At 47.9% G+C, this 22,657-nt stretch carries 24 protein-coding genes and 1 tRNA gene; 9 read left to right on the forward strand and 16 right to left on the reverse strand.

The annotated features are described in order from the left end of the window. Positions 1-40 precede the first annotated feature (40 nt). Positions 41-1,054: an ABC transporter substrate-binding protein gene (locus C3B52_RS27705; protein WP_103109612.1), complete on the reverse strand. Its 1,014-nt coding sequence runs from the start codon at positions 1,052-1,054 to the stop codon at positions 41-43. A 205-nt stretch (positions 1,055-1,259) separates the two neighbouring features. On the opposite strand from C3B52_RS27705, the gene C3B52_RS27710 reads away from it, so the two are divergent. The 4 genes from C3B52_RS27710 (at position 1,260) to C3B52_RS27725 (ending at position 4,980) form a co-directional block, all read left to right on the forward strand. Further along, positions 1,260-2,267 (forward strand): FecCD family ABC transporter permease, encoded by a 1,008-nt coding sequence (locus C3B52_RS27710; protein ID WP_103109613.1) that lies wholly within the window; start codon positions 1,260-1,262, stop codon positions 2,265-2,267. After that, positions 2,267-3,301: a FecCD family ABC transporter permease gene (locus tag C3B52_RS27715; protein ID WP_103109614.1), complete on the forward strand. Its 1,035-nt coding sequence runs from the start codon at positions 2,267-2,269 to the stop codon at positions 3,299-3,301. Before C3B52_RS27710 ends, C3B52_RS27715 begins: the two co-directional genes overlap by 1 nt. Positions 3,302-3,321: 20 nt before the next feature. Beyond that, positions 3,322-4,149 carry an ABC transporter ATP-binding protein gene (locus C3B52_RS27720; protein WP_103109615.1) on the forward strand — a complete coding sequence of 276 codons (828 nt, stop codon included), beginning with the start codon at positions 3,322-3,324 and terminating at the stop codon, positions 4,147-4,149. Positions 4,150-4,332: 183 nt separating this feature from the next. Beyond that, a complete protein-coding gene (locus C3B52_RS27725) occupies positions 4,333-4,980 on the forward strand; it encodes a hypothetical protein (protein ID WP_164684971.1) in 648 nt (215 codons plus the stop codon). Between the two features lie 82 nt (positions 4,981-5,062). Here C3B52_RS27725 and eno read toward each other — a convergent pair whose 3' ends face one another. The 9 genes from eno to rpoN form a co-directional block, all read right to left on the reverse strand. Then, the gene (eno, locus tag C3B52_RS27730; protein WP_103109617.1) at positions 5,063-6,349 is read right to left on the reverse strand and encodes a phosphopyruvate hydratase; all 1,287 of its coding nucleotides are present in this window, start codon (positions 6,347-6,349) and stop codon (positions 5,063-5,065) included. Between the two features lie 81 nt (positions 6,350-6,430). Then, the gene (gpmI, locus tag C3B52_RS27735; RefSeq protein WP_103109618.1) at positions 6,431-7,972 is read right to left on the reverse strand and encodes a 2,3-bisphosphoglycerate-independent phosphoglycerate mutase; all 1,542 of its coding nucleotides are present in this window, start codon (positions 7,970-7,972) and stop codon (positions 6,431-6,433) included. A 13-nt stretch (positions 7,973-7,985) separates the two neighbouring features. Further along, complete coding sequence (gene tpiA / locus C3B52_RS27740) at positions 7,986-8,744, reverse strand: triose-phosphate isomerase (protein ID WP_103109619.1); 759 nt, start codon at positions 8,742-8,744, stop codon at positions 7,986-7,988. An 11-nt stretch (positions 8,745-8,755) separates the two neighbouring features. Further along, a complete protein-coding gene (locus C3B52_RS27745; RefSeq protein WP_103109620.1) occupies positions 8,756-9,940 on the reverse strand; it encodes a phosphoglycerate kinase in 1,185 nt (394 codons plus the stop codon). 100 nt (positions 9,941-10,040) lie between these two features. After that, positions 10,041-11,045, reverse strand: coding sequence for a type I glyceraldehyde-3-phosphate dehydrogenase (gene gap, locus C3B52_RS27750; RefSeq protein ID WP_103109621.1), 1,005 nt, complete (start codon positions 11,043-11,045; stop codon positions 10,041-10,043). 19 nt (positions 11,046-11,064) lie between these two features. Beyond that, positions 11,065-12,429 (reverse strand): Na+/H+ antiporter NhaC family protein, encoded by a 1,365-nt coding sequence (locus C3B52_RS27755; RefSeq protein WP_103109622.1) that lies wholly within the window; start codon positions 12,427-12,429, stop codon positions 11,065-11,067. An 18-nt stretch (positions 12,430-12,447) separates the two neighbouring features. Further along, on the reverse strand, positions 12,448-13,473 hold the full coding sequence (locus tag C3B52_RS27760; protein WP_103109623.1) for a sugar-binding transcriptional regulator: 1,026 nt from the start codon (positions 13,471-13,473) through the stop codon (positions 12,448-12,450). Positions 13,474-13,652: 179 nt separating this feature from the next. Beyond that, positions 13,653-13,928: a glutaredoxin family protein gene (locus C3B52_RS27765; RefSeq protein WP_201264952.1), complete on the reverse strand. Its 276-nt coding sequence runs from the start codon at positions 13,926-13,928 to the stop codon at positions 13,653-13,655. Between the two features lie 6 nt (positions 13,929-13,934). After that, positions 13,935-15,308, reverse strand: coding sequence for an RNA polymerase factor sigma-54 (rpoN, locus tag C3B52_RS27770; protein ID WP_103109624.1), 1,374 nt, complete (start codon positions 15,306-15,308; stop codon positions 13,935-13,937). Positions 15,309-15,561: 253 nt separating this feature from the next. Between rpoN and C3B52_RS27775 the strand changes: the two genes are divergently transcribed. Then, positions 15,562-15,636 (forward strand) — tRNA-Arg (locus C3B52_RS27775). A gap of 125 nt (positions 15,637-15,761) precedes the next feature. On the opposite strand, the gene C3B52_RS36860 is transcribed toward C3B52_RS27775, so the two are convergent. Then, positions 15,762-15,917: a hypothetical protein gene (locus C3B52_RS36860; protein WP_164684972.1), complete on the reverse strand. Its 156-nt coding sequence runs from the start codon at positions 15,915-15,917 to the stop codon at positions 15,762-15,764. Between the two features lie 268 nt (positions 15,918-16,185). Between C3B52_RS36860 and C3B52_RS27780 the strand changes: the two genes are divergently transcribed. Beyond that, entirely contained in the window at positions 16,186-17,985 is a 1,800-nt protein-coding gene (locus C3B52_RS27780; protein ID WP_235615881.1) for a PAS domain S-box protein, read from the forward strand. 50 nt (positions 17,986-18,035) lie between these two features. Beyond that, a complete protein-coding gene (locus C3B52_RS27785; RefSeq protein WP_084766116.1) occupies positions 18,036-18,173 on the forward strand; it encodes a DUF4023 domain-containing protein in 138 nt (45 codons plus the stop codon). Positions 18,174-18,458: 285 nt separating this feature from the next. Here C3B52_RS27785 and C3B52_RS27790 read toward each other — a convergent pair whose 3' ends face one another. Then, positions 18,459-19,697, reverse strand: a complete 1,239-nt coding sequence (locus C3B52_RS27790; RefSeq protein ID WP_103109626.1) for a branched-chain amino acid ABC transporter substrate-binding protein — start codon at positions 19,695-19,697, stop codon at positions 18,459-18,461. A 323-nt stretch (positions 19,698-20,020) separates the two neighbouring features. Further along, entirely contained in the window at positions 20,021-20,482 is a 462-nt protein-coding gene (locus tag C3B52_RS27795; RefSeq protein WP_103109627.1) for a copper amine oxidase N-terminal domain-containing protein, read from the reverse strand. 227 nt (positions 20,483-20,709) lie between these two features. Here C3B52_RS27795 and C3B52_RS27800 point away from each other — a divergent pair, with 227 nt between their 5' ends. Both C3B52_RS27800 and clpP read left to right on the forward strand, forming a co-directional pair. Further along, positions 20,710-20,922: a hypothetical protein gene (locus C3B52_RS27800; RefSeq protein WP_201264953.1), complete on the forward strand. Its 213-nt coding sequence runs from the start codon at positions 20,710-20,712 to the stop codon at positions 20,920-20,922. A gap of 138 nt (positions 20,923-21,060) precedes the next feature. Next, on the forward strand, positions 21,061-21,657 hold the full coding sequence (gene clpP / locus C3B52_RS27805) for an ATP-dependent Clp endopeptidase proteolytic subunit ClpP (RefSeq protein ID WP_164684974.1): 597 nt from the start codon (positions 21,061-21,063) through the stop codon (positions 21,655-21,657). A gap of 202 nt (positions 21,658-21,859) precedes the next feature. On the opposite strand, the gene C3B52_RS27810 is transcribed toward clpP, so the two are convergent. The 3 genes from C3B52_RS27810 to C3B52_RS27815 all read right to left on the reverse strand — a co-directional run bounded on the left by C3B52_RS27810 (position 21,860) and on the right by C3B52_RS27815 (position 22,621). After that, positions 21,860-22,039, reverse strand: a complete 180-nt coding sequence (locus C3B52_RS27810) for an H-type small acid-soluble spore protein (RefSeq protein WP_103109630.1) — start codon at positions 22,037-22,039, stop codon at positions 21,860-21,862. A 22-nt stretch (positions 22,040-22,061) separates the two neighbouring features. Further along, entirely contained in the window at positions 22,062-22,238 is a 177-nt protein-coding gene (locus tag C3B52_RS36865; protein ID WP_164684973.1) for a hypothetical protein, read from the reverse strand. A 125-nt stretch (positions 22,239-22,363) separates the two neighbouring features. Continuing rightward, positions 22,364-22,621 carry an HPr family phosphocarrier protein gene (locus C3B52_RS27815; protein WP_103109631.1) on the reverse strand — a complete coding sequence of 86 codons (258 nt, stop codon included), beginning with the start codon at positions 22,619-22,621 and terminating at the stop codon, positions 22,364-22,366. Positions 22,622-22,657 lie beyond the last annotated feature (36 nt).

The following is a 22,657-nucleotide window of genomic DNA, read 5'->3' on the forward strand; positions in this document are numbered from 1 at the left end:
GAAGACGGGCTTTACGGCTCCGTCTTCTTTTTCAATTTCATTATTTACCGATGATGTAGCCTTCCAGCTCATCCAATACTTTGTTTGCTGCGACTACGCCACCAGATGTGTTCCAGATAGTGTCATCCACTTTGAATGCTTTGTTGTTTTTCACGACGTTCAGGTTTTTCCAGAGGGAATCATTTGTCCATTCTTGTTCCAGCTTGGACGCTTCCCCTTTTCCTGTTTCATACGTGAAGTAGAACATGATATCGCCGTCCATCTCTGGAATGCGCTCTTTGGTTACTTCTGCTGCGAAATCATCTTTATCCTGAGCAGCTGGACGTGCCAGTCCGAGCTCTTGGAAGATTGCGCCAGTGAACGTGTTTTTATAGTAGATGCGTACTTTACCAGGCATGAAGCGTACGACAGATACTTGCGTTTTCAGCTTGTCGCCAGCTTTTGCTTTAAAGTCTTCAATGCGTTTGTTCCAGTCAGCAATGACCTTGTCGCCTTCAGCTTTTTTGTTAATCGCTTCAGCGTACAGCTGGAAGTTCGCTTTCCAGTCACCACGCGGCTCTTCTACGAAAACAGTCGGAGCGATTGCAGTCAGCTGTTGATAGATTTTTTCATGACGGAATTTCATACCCAGAATCAGGTCTGGCTTCAAAGCAGCGATTGCTTCGAGATTTGGTTGACCTTCCGTACCGACAGGCTTGGTACCTTCCAAAAACGATTTTGTAAAATCGTAAAATTGTGTTGGATCATTGGCAGAACCTACAGCACCTACTGGCTTCACACCCAAAGCCATCAAGGTTTCTGTACCTTGGTTGGTCAGCATAACAACACGCTGAGGTGTACCTTTAATGGTAGTTTCGCCCATTGCGTGCTTAACAGTGTAGGATTGTTCAGAACCACCTGTATTGCCAGTAGCTTGGTCAGCAGGCTTTTGTTCTGCGGGCTTTTGTTCGCTAGCTTGTTGATTGCCGCCACAACCAGTGACAATCAGCAAAAGCGCCATCAAGACAGCAAAAAACGCTTTACCGCCTGCGGTCCGGTATGTACGAGAAAACATGGTGAAAGGACCCCTTTCAATATCTTTCTGATAGTGAGAATCTAAATCAATGACAAAGATTATCCTACATTCAAGCCTGTCAGAAGTCAACAATTAAATGATAATGACTCTCAAGATCATTGACACATCTCGCTCATACCTCTAAACTTATAATGAAATAACGTAAGTCCACTCAAAGCAAAAAGAAGGATAAGGATGTAGCCCCATGAGCGCTTTGTTGTCAAGCAACCTTCGTAAAATTCTGGGAGTTATCATTGCCATTCTGCTCCTGGTTTATCTCAGCTATGCCAGTCTCATTTTTGGTGTCATAGATACCAGTTGGCAAACCGCCATTGATGCTTATACGAATTTTAACGGTAGCAATGAGCACATTGTTATTAAGGAAGTGCGGGTGCCCCGTGTATTAAACGCACTTACAGTAGGCTTTTGCCTCGGACTTGCTGGCACACTGCTACAATCGTTGACGAGAAACCCGGTCGCTGACGTCGAGCTGTTTGGACTGAACGCAGGTGCTTCTCTCTTTGTCGTGTTTGCCGTCACCTTCGTAGGCATTAGCAATTTGACACAGTTTACCTGGATCTCCTTTCTGGGCGCAGCCGTCGCCGGATTCGTCGTCTACCTGCTCGGCTCACTTGGCCGTGACGGGCTAACTCCGGTCAAGCTCGTTCTCGCCGGAGCTGCCATTACTGCCCTTGCCGCATCGATTAGACACGGAATGATGGTATTAAATGAAAAAGCAGCGGACGAGGTTCTTTTTTGGCTCGCTGGCTCAGTCGGAGGCAGAAAGCTCGAATATTTAACCTCTGTCTTTCCATATATGGTTATCGCATGGATCGCTGCATTTGTCCTGGCACGTCCGATTCAAACCTTGCTTATGGGTGACGATGTAGCCAAAGGCTTGGGGCAACGAACATTATTAGTAAAGCTGGCTACAGGAATCGTCATTGTACTGTTATCTGGTTGTGCTGTAGCTGTCGCAGGACCAATCGGCTTTGTCGGTTTGGTCACACCACATCTCGCACGCTTTTTAGTGGGAATCGATACACGCTGGGTGATGCTGTACAGCGGACTGCTTGGATCTATTTTGCTGCTAATTGCAGATATCGGCGCACGTTATATTGCGATGCCTTCTGAAGTACCTATTGGCGTCATGACCGCCCTGATCGGCATTCCATTCTTCATCTATGTCGCGCGAAAGGGGCTGGATAAATAATGAAGGAATTTGTAAATGTTCGGCTTGGTCGCTTTGCATCTTTTCAGCTACATAAGAAAACGCTGTTGTTTTCAGCGATCGGTCTTCTTTTGACTCTGCTCGTAGCAATTATCAGCCTTGGGATGGGAGAAATGAAAATTGCTCCGCTCGATGTACTCAAGGTAGTGCTCGGGATCGGAGCTGAGGATAACGCTCTGATTGTCCAGCAGTTTCGTATGCCGCGCATCATTATCGCAATTTTAGTGGGAGCGGCTCTGGCTGTAGCGGGTGCGATCATGCAAGGCATTGTCCGCAATCCGCTGGCTTCACCCGACATTCTCGGGGTTGCAGGAGGCGCTTCTGTTGCCGCAGTTTCCTTTTTGCTCCTGTTCGAGACGGTAAGCATCAAGTGGTTGCCTCCAGTCGCTTTTCTCGGCGCAACCTTGACCACCATTCTCTTATATGCACTAGCCTGGAAAAAAGGCGTTACTCCGCTGAGACTCGTAATGATCGGAGTCGGAATTAAAATTGCCGCGGGTGCCGTCGTCACGATGCTGATTATTTTCAGTCCGTTCCTTTTGCAAAACAAAGCGTTGCTTTGGCTTTCTGGAAGCATCTACGGCGTGGAATGGAATGATGTGTGGATGATTATGCCTTGGGTCCTCATTTTGATCCTGGCTGCTGCTGTTCTCACCAGACGCGTGAACATCCAACAGCTCGGCGATGATGTCGCAACCAGTCTCGGCAGCTTCCTACAGTGGGATCGCTTTTTACTGCTCATGATTTGTGCAGCCTTGACGGGAACAGCCGTATCCGTAGGTGGCGATATCAGCTTTGTCGCTTTGCTGGCACCGCACATTGCAAAACAATTGATCGGTCCATCCTTTGGTGGTGCATTGCCCGTCTCAGCCTTTATCGGTGCCTTGATCGTCTTGCTTGCCGATCTCGTCGCGCGCATGGCATTCTCTCCGATTGAGGTTCCAGTAGGCGTCTTCACATCGGCTGTCGGCGCTCCGTTTTTTATCTTCCTGCTGTATAAAAATCGAAATCGGTAGTGAAAGGAGACCTGCCCACCATGTCAGCTCTGGAAATACGTCAATTAACGTTGTCCTATGGAGAGCGCAATATCATCGAGTCTTTGGATTTGCACATCCCTCGTGGAAAAATTACTGTCTTCATTGGAAGTAATGGCAGCGGCAAGTCGACCTTGCTCCGTTCTCTCGCTCGATTGCTCAAACCAAAGGACGGTTCCATCCTGCTCGACGGCCAATCGATTGCCAAGCAGTCCACAAAGGAAGTGGCGAAACGGCTTGCGATCCTGCCCCAAGGCCCTACTGCACCAGAAGGACTCACTGTCCTGCAGCTAGCCAAGCAAGGCCGTTATCCGTACCAAAACTGGCTCCAGCAATGGTCCGAGGAAGACGAGAACATGGTGACGAAAGCTCTTGAAGCCACTCAGCTTTTGCCGCTTGCAAACCGCCCTGTTGATTCCCTCTCTGGTGGACAGCGCCAGCGCGCCTGGATCGCGATGACGCTCGCCCAAGGTACGGAAACGATCCTCTTGGATGAACCGACTACGTACCTCGATATGTCGCATCAGATTGAGATTCTGGATTTGCTGTTTGAGCTGAATGAAACGGAGCAACGCACGATTGTCATGGTCCTTCACGACTTGAATCTGGCTTGCAGATACGCTCATCACATTGTAGCCGTCCATGATCAAAGTGTGGTCGCAGAAGGCACTCCAGACGAGGTACTGACCACTGATTTGGTACGCACCGTTTTCCATATGGATTGTCAAATTACAAAGGATCCGCTGTACGGTACACCGATGTGCATTCCTTACAGCAAAAGCCGTATTGCTGCCCAGCCCGTGGAGCAAAAGACAGCGGTTATGTCATAAATGAAAATCAAAGGACTGCCCGACATTCGGCTGCAGTCCTTTTTTCGTGCATCGTCGACTAAAGTCTCGGCATCGCCACGTTTTCTCAATTTGGAAAAGTGCAATAGACAGATGCCCATCTACCCCTTTGCTCATAGGATAAAGAGGCAGGTATTTTTCTTTTCGAAAGGACGTGACTCCCTCTTGAATAGCCAGCTTCGCGAAGTGTATATCCGCGTGCCCAAGCTGTACGATTGGGTGCTTACGACCAGCTATGCTCGCACTCCTGTCACTGTACCGCCGAAGTACCGCTCTCTTGTCCATGAAGCTATAAACGCAGGAAAACGAATTTCTGTTCAATGCATCACGCAAAATGAGCCTTGTTCACCGGCCGCTGTAGCTTGCCAAGTACATAGCCCCATACGTCGCACTACGATTCTTCACAAAGGAAATCCGGTACCGATGGGAATTGTCCAGCTATCGTTCCAGACACCACTGAACCTTCTCTTTTTTGCCGATTGTGATTTGCTCTTCGACTTTATGCACCCCCTTGAGCTAGAGGATGAGCTCGTTCTTTGCGTACCAGAACCACTAGATCAGGAAAGTATCGTTTGCCGAATTGCAGACTTTGAATGCACAGCCCAGACAGGCTATCTGTTTGACGATAAAATCATGCTGCACGTATTTGTCTGTCACGAGCTCCTCGTCGAAGCAAAGTCCGTACTTGAAATCATGGCACAAGCATGTAAGCCGCGCCCTAACTTCCTCACTGCTCCCCCGCGACTGCTTCCCCTGCATTGCACACCGTTTTCGCCACCACCAGCCTGTCCGAGGCTGCAAGTCCAAACGTGACACAGCAAAAAGGCGGTGCTCTACGTACATCACGAGTACATAGGCACCGCCCACTTATTTGCTAAGCGAAAAAGATCTTCGCTTATTTTTTCAGGTTGTAAAAAGCAGCGCGTCCGCCAAAACGAGCCGTATCACTCAGCTCATCCTCAATACGCAGCAATTGGTTGTACTTCGCTACGCGGTCTGTACGGGATGGAGCACCTGTCTTGATTTGGCCTGCATTGGTTGCAACAGCGATATCAGAGATTGTGGAGTCTTCTGTCTCGCCGGAACGGTGGGAAATAACAGCTGTATAACCAGCCAGCTTCGCCATCTCGATTGCTTCAAAAGTCTCGGTCAGGGTACCAATTTGGTTTACTTTTACCAGAATGGAGTTACCTGTGGAGCTTTCGATACCGCGTGCCAGACGTTCTGTGTTCGTTACGAACAAGTCATCGCCAACGAGTTGAACTTTGCTGCCCAGCTTGTCAGTCAGTGCTTTCCAGCCGTCCCAATCGTCCTCAGACAAGCCGTCTTCGATCGAGATGATTGGATATTTGCTTACCAGATCTTCGTAGAAAGCGATCATTTCTTCGGTTGTTTTTACTACGCCTTCGCCCTCGAAATGGTATTTACCGTCTTTGAACATTTCAGTTGCAGCTACGTCCAGCGCGAGGAATACGTCTTTGCCTGGCTCATAGCCTGCCGCTTTGATCGCATCCAGGATTGTCGTGATTGCTTCTTCGTTGGACTTCAGGTTTGGTGCGAATCCGCCTTCGTCACCTACAGCCGTGCTCAGGCCTTTGTCGCCCAACACTTTTTTCAGGGAGTGAAAGATCTCAGCACCTGTACGCAGCGCTTCCTTGAAGGATTCCGCGCCTACTGGCATGACCATGAATTCCTGAATGTCTACTGTATTGTCTGCGTGTTTTCCGCCATTCAAAATGTTCATCATCGGTACAGGCAATGTTCTCGCGTTGAAGCCACCGAGGTAGTTGTACAGTGGTACACCCAAGGAATCTGCAGCTGCGCGAGCTACCGCCATGGAAACGCCCAGAATCGCGTTTGCACCGAGCTTGCCTTTGTTATCTGTACCATCGAGCTGAATCATCGCCATGTCGATGCCTACTTGATCCAGCGCATCCATGCCAATGAGCTCAGGCGCGATGATTTCATTTACGTTTTCTACTGCTTTGAGTACACCTTTTCCAAGGTAACGGGATTTGTCGCCATCACGCAATTCAACAGCTTCATACGCCCCTGTAGATGCACCGGATGGAACATCTGCGCGACCCATAGAGCCATCTTCCAGGTACACTTCAACTTCCACAGTCGGATTACCGCGGGAGTCCATAATTTCACGTGCGTAAACGTCAGTAATCATTGCCATTCTCTTCCATCCCCTTTTAATCTATGTAGGTAACCCCACACGTATTTTTTATTATTTGTCCTTAGTGTGTGCTAGAGAGGACTATTTTGCAAGTAACGATTTACCTGTCATTTCAACTGGTTGCTCTGCGTCCAACAGATCAAGCAATGTCGGCGAAAGGTCCGCCAAAACTCCGCCTTCACGGAGCATGGCACCTGCTTTGGTCACGATCACCGGAACCGGATACGTGCTGTGTGATGTAATTGGACGTCCTGCCTGATCCAGCATGAGATCGGCATTGCCATGGTCTGCCGTAATAACGGCTACGCCGCCTTTGGCGAGAATCGCTTCGACTACGCGTCCCAGGCATGCATCAACCGTTTCTACCGCTTTGATCGTAGGCTCCATCATTCCGGAATGGCCGACCATGTCGCAGTTGGCAAAATTGAGGATAATCGCATCGAAGTTTTCCGCTTCGATTTCTTTGACAACCGCATCTGTGAGCTCTGGAGCACTCATTTCCGGCTGCAAATCGTAGGTAGCTACTTTTGGAGAAGGAATCAGGATGCGGGTTTCGCCCGGAAACTCCTGCTCACGCCCTCCACTAAAGAAGAAGGTCACATGCGGATACTTTTCTGTCTCGGCAATCCGAAGCTGCTTCAAGCCCTGCTGGGACAAAACCTCTCCTAGTGTATTATCCAGGTTGGAAGGTTTGTATGCCACATAACCGTCCACGGTCTCGGAAAAATGAGTCAGGCAGACGAAATGCAGATCACGCGGACGCTCCTCACCACGGTCAAAGCCGCGGAAGTCTTCGTTCGTAAACGCCTGCGAGATTTGAATAGCACGATCCGGACGGAAATTATAGAAAATGATCGAGTCACCGCTTTGAATGGTGGAAACCGGCTCTCCTGCCTCGTCGACGATCACCGTCGGCATGACGAATTCGTCCATGACCGATTTCTCATACGATTCTTTGATCGCTTGAATCGGATCTTGGTAGCGCGGAGCATCCCCGTATACCATCGCACGATACGCCTTTTCTACGCGCTCCCAGCGCTTATCACGGTCCATCGCATAATAGCGTCCCTGCACGGTTGCAATACGCCCTACGCCGATTTCTGCGATCTTTGCTTGCAACTGCTCTACATAACCCACCGCGCTGTCAGGAGATACATCACGGCCGTCCAGGAAGCCATGGATAAAGACATTCGCAAAGTCCTGCTGCTTCGCCAGCTCCAGCATCGCAAACAGATGGTCAATATGACTGTGTACCCCTCCATCGGACAAAAGCCCGAACAGATGCAGCTGCTTGCCATTTTTCTTGGCATGCTGGAACGCTTCGATCAAGGTTTCGTTTTCAAAAAACACTCCTTCTTTGATCGACTTGGTGATACGCGTCAAATCCTGATAGACAACGCGCCCTGCTCCGATATTGAGATGCCCAACCTCCGAGTTGCCCATCTGTCCTTCTGGCAAACCAACGGCAAGCCCGCTCGCCTCCAGAGTGGCATGCGGATATTGGTTCCAGTACCGATCAAAATTCGGCTTGCTCGCCTGTGCGACTGCATTTCCGTACGTTTCACTACGCAAGGCAAAGCCGTCCAAAATGAGCAGCGCTACCGGTTTTGGTCTTTTTGCCATCTCTTTTCTCCTCCTATCGCTGCGATGCTCCGTTCACAAGCTGCAAATAACTGTCCGCGACCAGGCTGGCTCCACCAACCAAAGCTCCGTCGATATCTGGCTGTGCCATGTAGCTTGCGATATTGTCCGGCTTCACACTACCGCCGTACTGAATACGTACCTGCTGTGCTGTTTCCTGGCCGAATTTCTCAGCGATGACGCTGCGAATAATGGCAATCGTCTCGTTGGCATCCTCGGCTGTAGAAGATTTTCCGGTACCAATCGCCCAAATCGGTTCGTAGGCAACGATCGAACCAGCCACCTGTGCAGGCTCAAGGCCAGAAAAGGCAGCTTCTGTCTGGGTACGAACGACATCCGACGTCTCCCCTGCTTCTCTTTGCTCCAGACTCTCGCCTACACATACGATCGGCACCAAGTCCGCTTTTAGCGCAGCTACGACTTTTTTATTGACGGTTTCATCCGTTTCATTGAAATACTGGCGACGCTCGGAGTGTCCGATAATGACATACGTAACGCCGATTTCTTTTAGCATCGACGCGCTGATTTCACCTGTAAACGCACCTTGCTCCTCAAAGTGAACGTTTTGTGCTCCCAGCGCGATATCCGTACCAGCCAGTTCAGCACTAAGTGCAGGCAGAGCTGTAAACGGCGCACAAATCACTTTTTGTACTCCGGTAGTTGTGTTGCCTGCCTTGGCATTTTGCGCAAATTCTTTTGCCTCCGCAATCGTCTTGAACATCTTCCAATTCCCCGCGATAATTGGCGTTCTCACGATTTCTCCCCCTATTCGCTATCTGTCAATACTGCCAAGCCCGGCAGCTCTTTGCCTTCCATAAACTCCAGCGAAGCCCCGCCGCCAGTGGAAATATGCGTCATTTGCTCAGCGACACCAGCTTTTTCAACCGCTGCTACAGAGTCTCCGCCACCGATAATGGTTGTGCCCGCACATTCTGCCATCGCCTTGGCTACACCAATCGTTCCTTGGGCAAATGCGTCCATTTCGAAAACACCCATCGGTCCATTCCATACAACCGTCTTGGAAGCGACGATGACACGCTGAAATTCTTCTACCGATTTTGGACCAATATCGAGTGCCATCCAGCCATCTGGAATCGCGTCGATCGCAACTGTTTTCTTTTCTGCGTCAGCCGCAAATCGGTCCGCTACGACAACATCGACTGGCATCAGTAGTTGAACACCGCGTTCTTTTGCCTGCTCCATCAAGGAACGTGCGAGATCGAGCTTGTCATCCTCACACAAAGAGGCACCAATACCGAAGCCTTGTGCCTTGAGGAACGTATTTGCCATTCCGCCGCCAATGATCAAATGATCGACCTTGGTCAACAGATTTTCAATAACTGCAATTTTATCTTTTACCTTTGCTCCGCCGACAATCGCCGTAAACGGACGCTCTGGACTTGTGAGCGCGCCACCCATGAAGCGAATTTCCTTTTCCATCAACAGTCCCGCAACAGCAGGTATGTACTGGGCAATTCCCGCTGTAGACGCATGTGCGCGATGGGCAGCACCGAAAGCATCGTTTACAAACAGATCAGCCAAGGCCGCAAAGCTTTTTGCCAGTTCTGGATCGTTCTTTTCTTCTCCGGCATGGAAGCGTACGTTTTCCAGCAGAATCACGTCACCATTTTCCATCCGTTCTACTACCGCTTCCACTTCTGCTCCCTTGGAATCATCTAGCTTGCGCACCTGTTTATCCAAAAGCGTCGATAGATGACTAGCGACAGGTGTCAGCCGCATCTCTTCCACCACTTGTCCTTTAGGACGGCCAAAGTGGCTCGCCAGGATAACCTTGGCTCCTGCTTCCATCAGAAAACGGATGGTAGGTACAGCAGCACGAATGCGCGTATCATCGGTGATTACCCCGTCCTGCATCGGCACGTTAAAGTCGACACGGCAGAAAACGCGCTTGCCTGCCAGCTCAACATCGCGGATAGATTTCTTGTTCATGAACGATCCTCCAAATCATTAGGCTTAGTATTCCGAAAAAAACATATGGGAAAAGGGAGATTGCTCTCCCTTTTTATCCACAACAGTTCTATTTTACGTGTTACAAGCCGCGCTGTGCAACATAATGACACAAGTCTACCACACGATTTGAATAACCCCACTCATTATCGTACCAAGAAACGACCTTCGCCATGTTGCCCTCGAGTACCATCGTAGACAATGCATCAATCGTCGAGGACGCTGGGTTGCCGTTATAGTCGGAGGATACCAATGGCTCTTCGGAATAGCCGAGAATTCCTTTGAGCGGACCTTCAGCTGCTTCCTTCAATGCGTTGTTGATTTCTTCCACAGTCGCATCTGTTTTTAATTCAACAACCAAGTCCACCACTGATACGTTCGGAGTAGGGACGCGCATCGCGAATCCGTTCAGCTTGCCTTTCAACTCAGGCAGTACCAGTGCTACCGCTTTTGCTGCACCAGTAGAGGTTGGAATAATATTTTCCGCAGCTGCACGTGCACGGCGCAGGTCCTTATGCGGCAAATCCAGGATTTGCTGATCGTTTGTGTAGGAGTGAACAGTCGTCATCAAGCCGCGCACGATGCCGAATTTTTCGTTCAAAACTTTTGCATAGGGAGCCAGGCAGTTCGTTGTGCAGGATGCATTGGAAATGACGGTATGCTCGGCTGGATCATATTTGTCTTCGTTCACACCAAGTACAATCGTAATATCCTCGTTTGTAGCTGGTGCAGAGATGATGACTTTCTTCGCTCCGCCTTCCAGGTGCTTCGCAGCATCCTCGCGCTTTGTGAAGCGTCCAGTAGATTCTACAACGATTTCCACACCATACTCAGCCCATTTGAGCTGGGCAGGATCACGCTCAGCGAGAACGCGGATTTCTTTTCCGCCAACGATCAGCGTATTCTCTCCCGCTTCTACCGGCAGATCGAGAACTCCGTGAACAGAATCATATTTTAAAAGGTGTGCCAATGTATGTGCGTCTGTCAGATCATTTACAGCTACGATTTCTACGTTTGGATTGGAAAGTGCTGCACGAAATACGTTACGACCAATACGCCCAAAACCATTAATCCCTACCTTTACCATAGTAAAACCCTCCTGCTCGTTAGCTTGCATTTTTATTAGTAGCGATCACCCCACCCTTTGGAGATTTCCACCGGGTGGAGAGAATCGTGACAATCGGCAATAGTATCGAAAAGAACAAAAACGGCAACGAATCGATTGTGGATACGCCCAAGGTCACTGCCATCATCATGGCCAATCCGTTCCACGGAATGAGCACCGGCATCACCAATGTCGAGTCCATCATAGTCTTGCCCAACAGCTCGCGTCCGCCCTCCCTTTGAGAAAAACGGCCTAGAAGCGTGGTGCCGAGAACCAGAATCGGGATCGTTTGGTTACAGCTAATGATCACAACCAGAAGCGACAGGACAGCTGACTTTATGACTAGCATGGTAGGACTTTTTGTATCCCCCATCATTTTGTCCACAATCGGCGTCAATAGATTAGCTTTGTTCAAAATTCCATTTAAAAACCCGGCGAGGATGATCAAGAGCAGTACGTTGAACATGGAAGCAAACCCGCCTCCATGTAAAAGCTCATCCAACGGAGTTTCTGAATGAAGCGCGTAGCCATTCAGCATGGATTTGGCAAACGTCATGATATCAATCTGTCCAGCCAAAAGGACCAGGACAGCACTGACGATGATGCCGTATAAAAGAGCTGTAACAGCTTTTACTCGTAGTGCAAAGGATGCGAGTAACGTAATCAGCGGAAGCATGATCCACCAGCTGATCGGAAAATAAGTACGCAATAGGTCCTGATACATCGGAATCGTATCACTTGATCCCGATTGACCTCGCAGCAGATCAAATAGTAGGAACAACACCGCACATATCCCTACGGCAATCAAGGCTGGACGTCTCGTTCGAATGTCCTGCGCCTCTGTCATCCCTACATTGGCCAGCACGAGCAGTCGACTGCTGGAGATGGGGGAAAAACGCTCTCCTACCATTGCACCAGAAATCAGCGCCCCTGCTACCATTGCAGGTGATATACCAGCGGCGTGAGCAATCCCCATCAAGGAAAGCCCGATGGTACTCAAGGTTCCAATCGACGTACCAAGTAAGTAGCTGACAACTGCTGTTAAGATGAAGGAAAGCACCAGCAGATAACTGACATTTACAATCGACAATCCATAGTAGATAATTGCCGGAATCGTTCCTGCCATCATTAATAGCGGAATCAAAAGTCCTACAAAAAACAGAATTAGCAGCACAGGCTTTGCCTGCTTGACGCCTTCCCAGCCAAATGCGAATTGTTCTCTCCAGGAAAAGCCTACTCTTTTCACACTAACCATTGTGACCAGGATTGCGAAAACAATTCCCAAATAGAGCGGAAAGCCTATCACCAAGCTCATCACAATCCCCGTGATTAGCGATAAGATAGGTAGCAGCGCTGCCTTACACATAAAAACGACTTCCTTCCGTTACAATCGTGTTGACAATAGAGACTTTGCGGCCCCTTCGTCTGTAATGAGTACATTTTGACACGATTGCTTAGCAAAGGAAAGAATCGCTTTTGCCTTGCTTCGCCCTCCTGCAATGGAGAGCACGGCCTCTGCCTTGTGAACCTCTTCCAGCTGAAGGCCGATTGTAGGCATACGCTGGACAGTTTCGCCTGCTTCATTAAAGTAATAGCCAAATGCTTCTGAAACCGCCCCACTATTCACTAGTTCGTCTAGCTCTTCGGCGGAGTAATTTCTTCTTTTGGCCATCGTAATGGCATCGCCAATGCCGTGCAGAACGATTCTCGAATGACCGAGGAGCGATAAAACATCCTTTACCTGCGGCTCTTTGAGCAATGTCTGCAAGGCTTCCAGATGCAAACGATCCGGCACGTGAAGCAGTCTGTAGGATGCTCCTGTTCGGGCTGCCATTGCAGATGCCAACGTATTGGCCTGAAGCTCCACACGCTCACCCAGTCCTCCTCTAGCGGGTACAAACTGGACTGTTTTAAAGACTGTTGATGGCGTCAGGTGACTTGCTACACTGGCGATGGAGGAGCCTCCTGTCACAGCGATGATATCGCCCTCCTGTACAACCTGCTTTAGCACTCTAGCCCCTACACGTCCTAGCTCTTCCTTAACCCAAGGTGACTCGTCCGCATCGCCTTGTACCACGATGACTTCTGGAATACCGAGCTTTCGCTGCAGCTGTTCTGCCAGGTCCGTCAACCCGAACAGCTCACTGACCAACGGCTCCATTTCGTCCAATACCTGCTGCCCTTCTACACTGAGAGTCATGCCCGCGGCATTCACGTGAAGCAGCCCTGTGTCCTTGAGCAAATCAACCTCAGCTCGCAAAATCCGCTCGGTCGTGTTCATGGCCTGAGCAAGCGCTCTGCGGCCAATTGGCTGCAAGTGATAGATGGAGCGCAGCAGCATGTATCTATCCCGTAAAAGCGGGATCAGGTCTGGCACTAGCTTTTGTTGTAGCTCCAGTAAATGTCGCATGTAAAAACTTCCTTAGTTGAAGAAATGGAATCTTTTTATCGGGACATTTTCTGTCCCTGTACATACATTTTTTGTCCCGATCGTTGCAAAAAAAAGGAACAAACCTTACAACTCGAATGTATCATAACTATGTGGAACATGCAAGATCCCCCAAGCCCAAACTTGCTCGGGGGATCTCTTTAGTCAGCCATGCGCTTCAAAAATTCTTCTCTGAGCTCTTCTATCGTTACTACATGTGTAATCGAACGAAAGACGATCTCATCATCGATCGCAACTACGGGGATGACCAGCATCATTTCCTCATGCAATTGTGGGTCACTCTCGATATTCACCAGTTGCAGACTGAGCGGAAACTCTTCTGCCAATACCTGAATCGCGTGCTCTACCTGGTCGCACAGATGACATTTATTCCGTCCATATAATACGATTTCGAGCCTATTGTCGCTTATGCCCATGAATAGTTAGAACCTCTTTCTTTTTGCAGAAGAAGGAATCAGCATCTCTTCCCGATATTTTGCAACCGTACGCCTTGAAATTTCGATACCTTCTTCAAGCAGCATTTCTCCCAGCTTCTGATCGGACAAAGGAGACTTCCGATCCTCCTGCTCAATGAGCGCCTTGATGCGCCGCTTGACGCTCTCTGAAGATGTCGCGGACCCGCTTGAAGTAGAGAGTGCCGAAGTAAAAAAGTATTTCAGCTCAAAAATCCCCCGTGGCGTCTGTACGTATTTGTTGCTCGTAGCACGGCTAATCGTCGATTCATGCAAGCTAACCTGCTCGGCGATTTCCTTTTGCGTCATCGGCTTCAAATAATGAATCCCACGATCGAAGAAGTCTTGCTGCTTCTCTACGATCGCCTGTGTCACCCGCATCAGAGTCAACCGGCGTTGCTCTAGGCTTTTCGCCAACCACATCGCTGCATTCAGCTTTTCGTGGATAAACTGCTTGGCTTCTTCCTGGCTTTTTTGCTGGCTCAGCATTTTTTCGTAAAATTGGTTAATTTTCAGTCGAGGAGTCGCTACATCATTTACTAGAACGACATATTCATTTCCTACCTTTTCGACCGTCACATCAGGGATTACATAACGTGTGTCGGACTGGGAAAATGCAGCGCCTGGGCGTGGGTTAAGCGTACGAACCAAATCAGCCATTGTTTGCACGTCCTGCGGGGTGCATCCCACCTTATCCGCAATCCGCTGGTAACGATTATCCGCGAGGTCCTGCAAATGGTAGCGAACAACCTGCGTAATCTTTTCATCATCGAGGGCAAGATGCTCCAATTGCAAAAGCAGACATTCTTCCAAGCTGCGTGCTGCTACTCCAACCGGATCAAAATGCTGCAAAACGGAGAGAACATCCTCAATCTCAAGCAAATCGGCACCCAATGCCGCACTCGCTTCCTCCAGCGTGATTTCCAGATATCCCTTTTCATCCAAATTTCCGATGATAAAGAGGGCGATTTGTTTTTGCAATGGGGAAAAGCCTTTGACATACCCTAGCTGGCGTTCCAGGTGCTCATACAACGAATCTGACCCTTGCTGAACATAATCCAGAGGATTGTAAGTGCTTTCATTTTTTGCCACAGAATATTCACCCGAAGCACGATTCCCGACGATTTCTTTCCAGTCAATTTCTGGTGCCGGCTTCTCTGCTTTTGTCGATGCCACTTCACCCGCAGCTTCCAGATCAAACACAGGGTTTTCATTCGCTTGCTCCTGTAAGTAAGAGATCAGATCTACAGCGGAATACTGCAATATGGTAATCGCTTGACGTAACTCCGGCGTCATCACTAACTTCAGCGTCTGTTCTTGATATAATCCCAGTCCCATGTTCATGAAGCTCGCCCCCTCTTCTCCCTTAATACCTCTGGTTGAATTCGCTCTTCTTTTCTATATTCTCATTATATTCGTTCTTGCTTGCAATTTTCCTGCCAATTATTGAATGAGGCACAAAAAAAGTGCCCTACTTGCCCCGCTTTTGTGATGTGCATGCATTTGTTTAGAGACAGCATAAAAAATCGACTCTATCTGTGTTTTTTCATTTGCATCTACTTCTATCCTGTCATATAATAAATAAGTATCGCATCATACGCCTGTAGCTCAGTGGATAGAGCAATGGTCTCCGGAACCATGTGCGGGGGTTCGATTCCCTTCAGGCGTACCATCTGAGTACAACCGAAAGAACTGGTGATCCCAGTTCTTTTTTTGTGCCTTGTTTCGCTACATAACAAGCCTGCGAAGAGTTTTTGTCCCCGCAGGCTAATCTGGCCCTCATATGACAAGCCCGCCCTATTGATCCGGCTCTTTTTTGTCCTTTTCAGGTAATGGTTTTATCGGATCAATAACGTCTGGTTTTCGGGAATATGCCTTGTTGGTCACAATGATCGTGATCCCGATAACAAAGACGAAAATAATAACCACCGCGATAAAAAAGCCCGTTGTCATGATTTGTACCTCCGCCTCCCTTTGTTCCCCCCATTATAGCGTATTCTCCCATTCATTTTAATCCTTGTTTCCACTTCCAATCTTCCGAACATTAACCAGTAATTTACTATTTTAGGATGCCAGATAGGAAATCGGATACTTTTTGGCGAATAAGTACGAATTGCGTCACACTACTTCGTTCACACCAAACTACCAAGGCAGGGGACACACGATGGACAAACCCAAAACCCCTTTCTCATGGAAAAGAAAGCGTTCACACAAAAAAGGCATGGATCGTCTCATCACAGATCAGATTTTGAAAGCTTTTTTCCATTACACGACTGACACCGTCTCCATCAGTGATATGGATGGCGACATCATCCTAGTCAATCAAGCATTCGAAAATTATTATGGCTGGTCGCTTGAAGAGGTCCGCTCAAAACCATCCTGCTTTATTCCAGATGATCTCATTATAGAGACCAGGCAGCTTTTCGAGGCAGTCAGGAGCATGGGGGTTCACATCACGAATTATGAAACGATTCGCAAGCGAAAAGACGGTGAGCTGATACATGTAACCTTATCTGCCACTCCGATCGTGAACGAAGCGGGTACCATTATAGGTGCTTCCTGCATTACTCGCGACATCACCGACCGCAAGAAAACAGAAGAAGCACTCAAAGCTACAGAGGCCAAATATCGGCTACTGATCGACCACACTCAGGATATCGTCTCCATATACGACGATTCGTTGAAGCTCATCTACGTATCGCCTTCTATTGAGCAGCAACTCGGGTACTTACCTGAAGAGTACACTCCGCAAACTGGTTTGGATATTGTGCACCCAGAAGACAAGCCTCTATTTCTCGCCAAGCAACAAGAAATTCTTGCTACAAAAATGCCCCTTCAGTTTGAAGCACGGGTCAAAGACAAGGACGACAAATGGATCTCCTTTGAAATACGTGGCATCCCGTTCGTGAACGACACCGGAGCTGTTCAAAATATTATGCTCGTCTCACGAAATGTCATGGAACGCAAGCACTCAGAAGCGGCCTTGTTAAAAAGTGAGGAGAAGCATCGGATCATCGCAGAACACACCGATGACTTCATCATGATTACCGATATCAACGGCGATGTCGTCTACCTCTCTCCTTCTCACGAGCGCATACATGGCAACCGGAAACAATCTGGCATTGTTACGCTCATCGATGTTCATGCAGATGATCGCCCTCGTGTTGTTGAGCATTTCAAAAAGCTGCTTTCTACCAAAGAACCACAAACTTGTGAGTTCCGCTACCACTGTGTCAATGGGACAACGATTGTTCTCGAATCAAAAGGAGTCCCCATCTTTGCCCCGTCCGGAGAATGTGATGGATTCATAATCGTATCCCGCGATATTACCGAACGGCGAAATAATGAGGATTTGCTGCGAAAGACAGAAAAACTTTCTATGATTGGAGAACTGGCTGCTGGCATCGCCCATGAAATACGAAACCCGCTCACTGCTTTGAAAGGCTTTGTCCAACTACTTTCTCCGTCACTGAATGAGAAAAAAATGTATGCCGATATTATGCTTTCCGAGCTGGAACGGATTAATTTTATCGTGAGCGAGCTTCTCGTTCTAGCAAAACCGCAAAACATGCAAATTAGGCACATTTCCTTGGTGGACTTGCTTAATAATGTCCTGGCGCTTTTGGCATCAGAGGCTAATCTGAATAATATTCATTTCCATACATCTTTTCCCGAAGCAACTATTATCGCCGGGGAAGAAAATCAGCTCAAGCAGGTCTTCCTTAACATTATCAAAAACTCCATCGAAGCCATCACTGGGCATGGTGCGATTTACGTCTCGACTCGCCTGCTCGAACCGGATCAAGTGATCGTCAGACTGGCCGACACCGGATGCGGTATACCCGAAGACATTTTGCCAAGGCTGGGCGAGCCCTTTTTTACGACCAAAGAACATGGAACAGGTCTTGGACTAATGATTAGCTCCAAAATTATTAAAGATCATAATGGCAGCCTCCATATTACGAGCCGCAAAGATGAAGGGACCGTCATCGAGATAACCTTGCCGATTGCTCATGGGTAAAATGGGTCATCCTAACTAAGCGAGAGACAAAACGTTTATGGAGGTAGCTGATGGATTTTACTAAAATGAGCACGAGTGAGTTCGTCGCAAAGATCCACGAAGCCCAGGCAAAGGACCTCAAAAACAAGCAGCATCAAGGCTTGGGACATCCTGAGAAAAATTTGCCTACGAAGCACGGTATTCGCTAAGCAGCTAGCCCACCCGCGTCCTTCTCAACCGGGTGGGCTTTTTCCTAAAAAGGGAAAGCCCTGGAGAATCATATCCCCAGGGCTTTCCTTCATTATTGTGGATCCTGCTTATTCAAATTGCGGTCACGTTCGGACTTTTGTTTTTTAGCCCCTTGTGTCTTGGTGCTGTGACCTTGGTTGCCGCCGTTTTTGGTATTTCGGTTGTTTGACATGCGAATCCCTTCCTTCTCGATCTGGTCTTCACGCCAAACGTAGTATGTCCCAAACGGCTTTTAGGATACCCGCTTACTTCGCTTCGCCGATGTATACTTTTTGACCGTTCTCATATTTGTACACATAAACCGATGCGAACTCATTGTCACCCTTTTCGTTAAAGGTTACATTCACGAATTTTCCTTTGTAATCTTTCGTTTTGTGAACAGCATCCAATACTTGCTCACGGGAAGGCTTTTTGCCGCCATTTGCTTTGATTGCTTCTTCCAGACCGTTCAGCATGACACCCATGGAGTCATATCCGAACGAAGTAAAGATACCCACTTTATTTCCTGTAGAGGATTCAAAGTCTGTGATCCACTTTTTACCTTCTTCAGTCGCTCCAACGTCACCTACAGTCGATGTAAATACGACGTTGTTTGCATTTTCAGCGCCGGCAATTTTTACGAGGTCAGCGGAGTCATAGCCGTCTCCACCCATGAATACACCTTTGAAGCCTTTTTCACGTGCTTGCTTCACGATGATACCCGCGTCGGAATAGTATCCACCGAAATAAATCATCTCAGGCTTGGTAGCGAGAATTTGGTTAATGATCGCACTATAATCTTTTTCCCCAGCTGTTACACCCTCGTAGCCGAGAATTTGTACACCGTCAGCTTCAAATTGCTTTTTCACTTCATCAGCCAGACCTTGGCCGTATGCTGCCTTGTCATGCATGATGAAAGCAGATTTGATGCCTAATTGGTTTTTCGCGTAAACAGCTGCCTTGGAGCCTTGCTGGTCGTCACGCGCACAAATGCGGTGAACAATTTTTTTGCCTTGCTCTGTCAGATCAGAACCGGTTGCGGATGGAGACACCATAGCCAGCTTTTCTTGGTCATATTGTGCAGCTGCCGTGATAGAAGCTCCTGTTGTAGCATGACCAACAACCCCTACTACGTCAGCGTTGGAGATCAGCATTTGTGCTACAGCAACCCCTTGTTTCGGGTCAGCCTGGTCATCCTGGGCCAAGAGCTGCACATCAAAGCCAAGCTGTTTGAATGCTTCTTGTTTTTCTTTCAGGGCATATTCCGCACCTGCTTTTGCCGTACTGCCATAATCGGAATATTGACCAGACATAGGTCCTACTACCGCAATTACCAATTTTTCAGTTGCTCCGCTTCCGCCGCCGCTTTGCTGAGGAGCTGGCGTTGCACTTCCACCACCACTGTTTTGCGCAGGAGCTGTGCTCTGGCCACCGCCACAACCTGCAAGTACAGAACCCAATGCTACCGTAGCAGCTAGAATAGACAGCGTTTTCTGTTTTTTCATAGCAATAATCCCCCTCTTTATTTACGAGCAAACTATGATTCACTATCTTATTTTAAAATATTTTCGAAAATTTGCAATAGAAATAACAGGATTCGCTATCAATATAATTTTCGACCATATAATTGATTAGAAAACTCTTATTGATACTGGATCAGTGGGAACGACTCTGTAAGATCAGTATGAAAAAGCAGCTACCGTATAAAATATGGCAACTGCTTTCTGGAAAATTTTATCTACTTTTTTTGTTTTTGGGAATACGCTTTGCACGTAACGTAATGCCTCGTGCATCACTGTGGTTTTCCCTCCATGACCAATCAATTCTCTTACGAATTGATTGGAACGGTTAGGTTGTAGGTGAGCGTTTTTTCATCGTAGCTCACTTTTGCTCCAAGCTCTTCTGCGATGAATACGAGTGGTACAAGAACGCCACCTCTTACTGGTTTTGCTGCATTCGGTACTTGCGTTTCTTTGCCGTTCTTATAGGCTAAAGTCGTATTTTCGTACATACGCAGTCTGTATTCTTTACCCTTGGATACGAGCAACGATTTCGACATTGTGTCCCAAGCGGCAGTTCCACCCAAAGCAATGGCCAACGTGCTTGCATTGACATATGCTACGCCATCCTCAACCACAACCCCTTGTGGGAATGGGAAATCCTTTTCATTCAGTTGAACTTTAACTTGTTGTTGTTGTACCGGCGCTGCTTGGGCAAATGCAGCAGTGGCCGCTACACTCCCTGTCAAAAGAGCAGTAGTCAACACCATTGCAGAAACCTTGCGAAGCATAAAAAACACCCCTCATTAAAATGAAATGAATACCAATTTTGTAATTTTCGACATCAATCAGCTATATCCTTCTTTCTTCATCCCATTCTTTTCCTATGTAAGAGATGCGCCAATCATGCCAAACTATGTAAAAAGATAAATTACCTAAAAATATCCCACGAACAAACGTTTTTGTGCACAACCTGTTGATAAAACTGTGGATAACTATTATGAGGGAAGGTATGGAGATGGCAGATCAAGCTTTTTATTTGATTTACCAGGAAGCAAGTGACGAAGAGTGTCTTTTGACCATACAGCCATACAAGGATGAGCAAGCCCTTGCGGAAGCCATTAATCAATTACAAGCAAAAGAGATTGACGAATATACCATTATTCACGGTAAAAAGCTGAAAGCCTCCCTGCGTCTAGCCGTTGAATTAAGTGACTGGGATGAAGAATAAATCATTTCATTTGCAAATAGGTTTATGGAGAGACAATTTGGCAAACATGGTAGGGAGGACATGCACTTAAGTGTTTGACCTTCATTGACCTTTTGTGTATGATTAATCTTACAAAGAGAGGAGGAAGACTAGATGCACATGAACTTGATTCCAACCGTCATTGAACAGACCAACCGCGGTGAACGTGCGTATGATATTTACTCGCGTCTGCTCAAGGACCGCATCATCTTTCTGGGAACCCCAATCAACGACACCGTAGCCAACATTGTTGTGGCACAGTTGTTGTTCCTTCAGGCGGAAGATCCGGAGAAAGACATTCATCTGTACATTAATAGCCCAGGTGGTTCAATTACTGCCGGTATGGCGATTTACGATACAATGCACTTCATTAAGCCAGATGTCTCCACGATTTGTATCGGAATGGCTGCCTCCATGGGTGCTTTCTTGCTCGCTGCTGGGGCAAAAGGCAAGCGTTTTGCATTGCCTAACAGCGAAGTGATGATCCATCAACCACTTGGTGGCGCTCAAGGTCAAGCAAGCGACATTGAAATTGCTGCAAAACGCATTTTGAAGATGCGCGATCACTTGAATACGATCCTGGCAGAACGTACTGGGCAGCCATTGGAGCGCATTCAAAAGGATACCGACCGCGACAACTTCCTCTCTGCAGCTGACGCCGTAGAGTACGGACTGATTGACAAAGTCATCACTTCTGAGCCTTCTTCGAAGAAGTAATCAGGCTGATGTAAACAGAGGAAACACCCGACTAATTGTAGCCGGGTGTTTCTTTTTAACGTATAGGAATTTATAAGCGTGATGCTTATGAATTCCGGAGCGCATGACAAGGTGCCTCAGCGTCCGCATCCGGCATAACTTCGGTAAAACTTTCCGCTAAACGCGGTCGCTCCTCCTTGAGGAAGCCTCGATAGAGGTTTTCTTATGCTTCTTCCAATTGACTGATGGCGACATATTCACTTTGAGCAGGATTTCGTTCTGTATGAACACGTGCAGTCGAAGTGCTTTCATCGACGTCATCAATCCATACTGACTTTCCTTGGTATGTCACCTGAATCTTTTCTTTCGAACGGACAATCTCCTGTACTCTAGCCACATCCACTAGCTGTCCCTCCTGCTATCGTTTAGTCGTCCAAAGCTTGCTCGGCATTAGTGGCTCCGGTCATCGTGTCCACGCTAGTCTCCTCAATCAGGCCGTTCTGGTCAGAGACGATGCCCCCGCCAAGGCCTTCATTGATCATGCGGTCGATGTCCATATCATAAGCATCACGACCTTCATGCTTGGCATCACGATTGCTCATTGTTTTTCCCCTCCTTTTTTGCGCACTACAGTCATTAGCAATGCCCTGACGACAGGAAGAAAATGTGTGAAGCTACAAAAAAAAGACACCTCCCCTAAGAGAAAGTGTCCTGTGAAAAACTTTTTCTAGTCTTCCTTGCTAACCAGATTTACGAGGCTTGTAACTGCCTGGGAGGCATCTGGCCCTTCTGCTATAATGGTAATTTCCGTTCCCGAACTGATCGCGAGGCTCATGATACCCATGATGCTCTTCGCATTTACCTTTTTGTTTTCTTTTTCAACGAATACTTCCGATGCAAAACGGTTGGCCTCTTGTACGAAAAATGCTGCCGGGCGCGCTTGCAAACCGGTTTTTAATGCCACCACAACTTGCTGTTGAACCATGAAAGAACCTCCTTACGCCATAGACTATTATCCATT

Source organism: Brevibacillus reuszeri (genome assembly GCF_002897295.1).
GTDB classification, from domain to species: domain Bacteria; phylum Bacillota; class Bacilli; order Brevibacillales; family Brevibacillaceae; genus Brevibacillus; species Brevibacillus reuszeri_A.

Coding starts and splice junctions, on each gene's coding strand:
- C3B52_RS27705 (WP_103109612.1), bottom strand. CDS start 1,054: ATGTTTTCTCGTACATACCGGACCGCAGGCGGTAAAGCGTTTTTTGCT.
- C3B52_RS27710 (WP_103109613.1), top strand. CDS start 1,260: ATGAGCGCTTTGTTGTCAAGCAACCTTCGTAAAATTCTGGGAGTTATC.
- C3B52_RS27715 (WP_103109614.1), top strand. CDS start 2,267: ATGAAGGAATTTGTAAATGTTCGGCTTGGTCGCTTTGCATCTTTTCAG.
- C3B52_RS27720 (WP_103109615.1), top strand. CDS start 3,322: ATGTCAGCTCTGGAAATACGTCAATTAACGTTGTCCTATGGAGAGCGC.
- eno (WP_103109617.1), bottom strand. CDS start 6,349: ATGGCAATGATTACTGACGTTTACGCACGTGAAATTATGGACTCCCGC.
- gpmI (WP_103109618.1), bottom strand. CDS start 7,972: ATGGCAAAAAGACCAAAACCGGTAGCGCTGCTCATTTTGGACGGCTTT.
- C3B52_RS27745 (WP_103109620.1), bottom strand. CDS start 9,940: ATGAACAAGAAATCTATCCGCGATGTTGAGCTGGCAGGCAAGCGCGTT.
- gap (WP_103109621.1), bottom strand. CDS start 11,045: ATGGTAAAGGTAGGGATTAATGGTTTTGGGCGTATTGGTCGTAACGTA.
- C3B52_RS27755 (WP_103109622.1), bottom strand. CDS start 12,429: ATGTGTAAGGCAGCGCTGCTACCTATCTTATCGCTAATCACGGGGATT.
- C3B52_RS27760 (WP_103109623.1), bottom strand. CDS start 13,473: ATGCGACATTTACTGGAGCTACAACAAAAGCTAGTGCCAGACCTGATC.
- C3B52_RS27765 (WP_201264952.1), bottom strand. CDS start 13,928: ATGGGCATAAGCGACAATAGGCTCGAAATCGTATTATATGGACGGAAT.
- rpoN (WP_103109624.1), bottom strand. CDS start 15,308: ATGAACATGGGACTGGGATTATATCAAGAACAGACGCTGAAGTTAGTG.
- C3B52_RS36860 (WP_164684972.1), bottom strand. CDS start 15,917: ATGACAACGGGCTTTTTTATCGCGGTGGTTATTATTTTCGTCTTTGTT.
- C3B52_RS27780 (WP_235615881.1), top strand. CDS start 16,186: ATGGATCGTCTCATCACAGATCAGATTTTGAAAGCTTTTTTCCATTAC.
- C3B52_RS27785 (WP_084766116.1), top strand. CDS start 18,036: ATGGATTTTACTAAAATGAGCACGAGTGAGTTCGTCGCAAAGATCCAC.
- C3B52_RS27790 (WP_103109626.1), bottom strand. CDS start 19,697: ATGAAAAAACAGAAAACGCTGTCTATTCTAGCTGCTACGGTAGCATTG.
- C3B52_RS27795 (WP_103109627.1), bottom strand. CDS start 20,482: ATGCTTCGCAAGGTTTCTGCAATGGTGTTGACTACTGCTCTTTTGACA.
- C3B52_RS27800 (WP_201264953.1), top strand. CDS start 20,710: ATGGCAGATCAAGCTTTTTATTTGATTTACCAGGAAGCAAGTGACGAA.
- clpP (WP_164684974.1), top strand. CDS start 21,061: ATGAACTTGATTCCAACCGTCATTGAACAGACCAACCGCGGTGAACGT.
- C3B52_RS36865 (WP_164684973.1), bottom strand. CDS start 22,238: ATGAGCAATCGTGATGCCAAGCATGAAGGTCGTGATGCTTATGATATG.
- C3B52_RS27815 (WP_103109631.1), bottom strand. CDS start 22,621: ATGGTTCAACAGCAAGTTGTGGTGGCATTAAAAACCGGTTTGCAAGCG.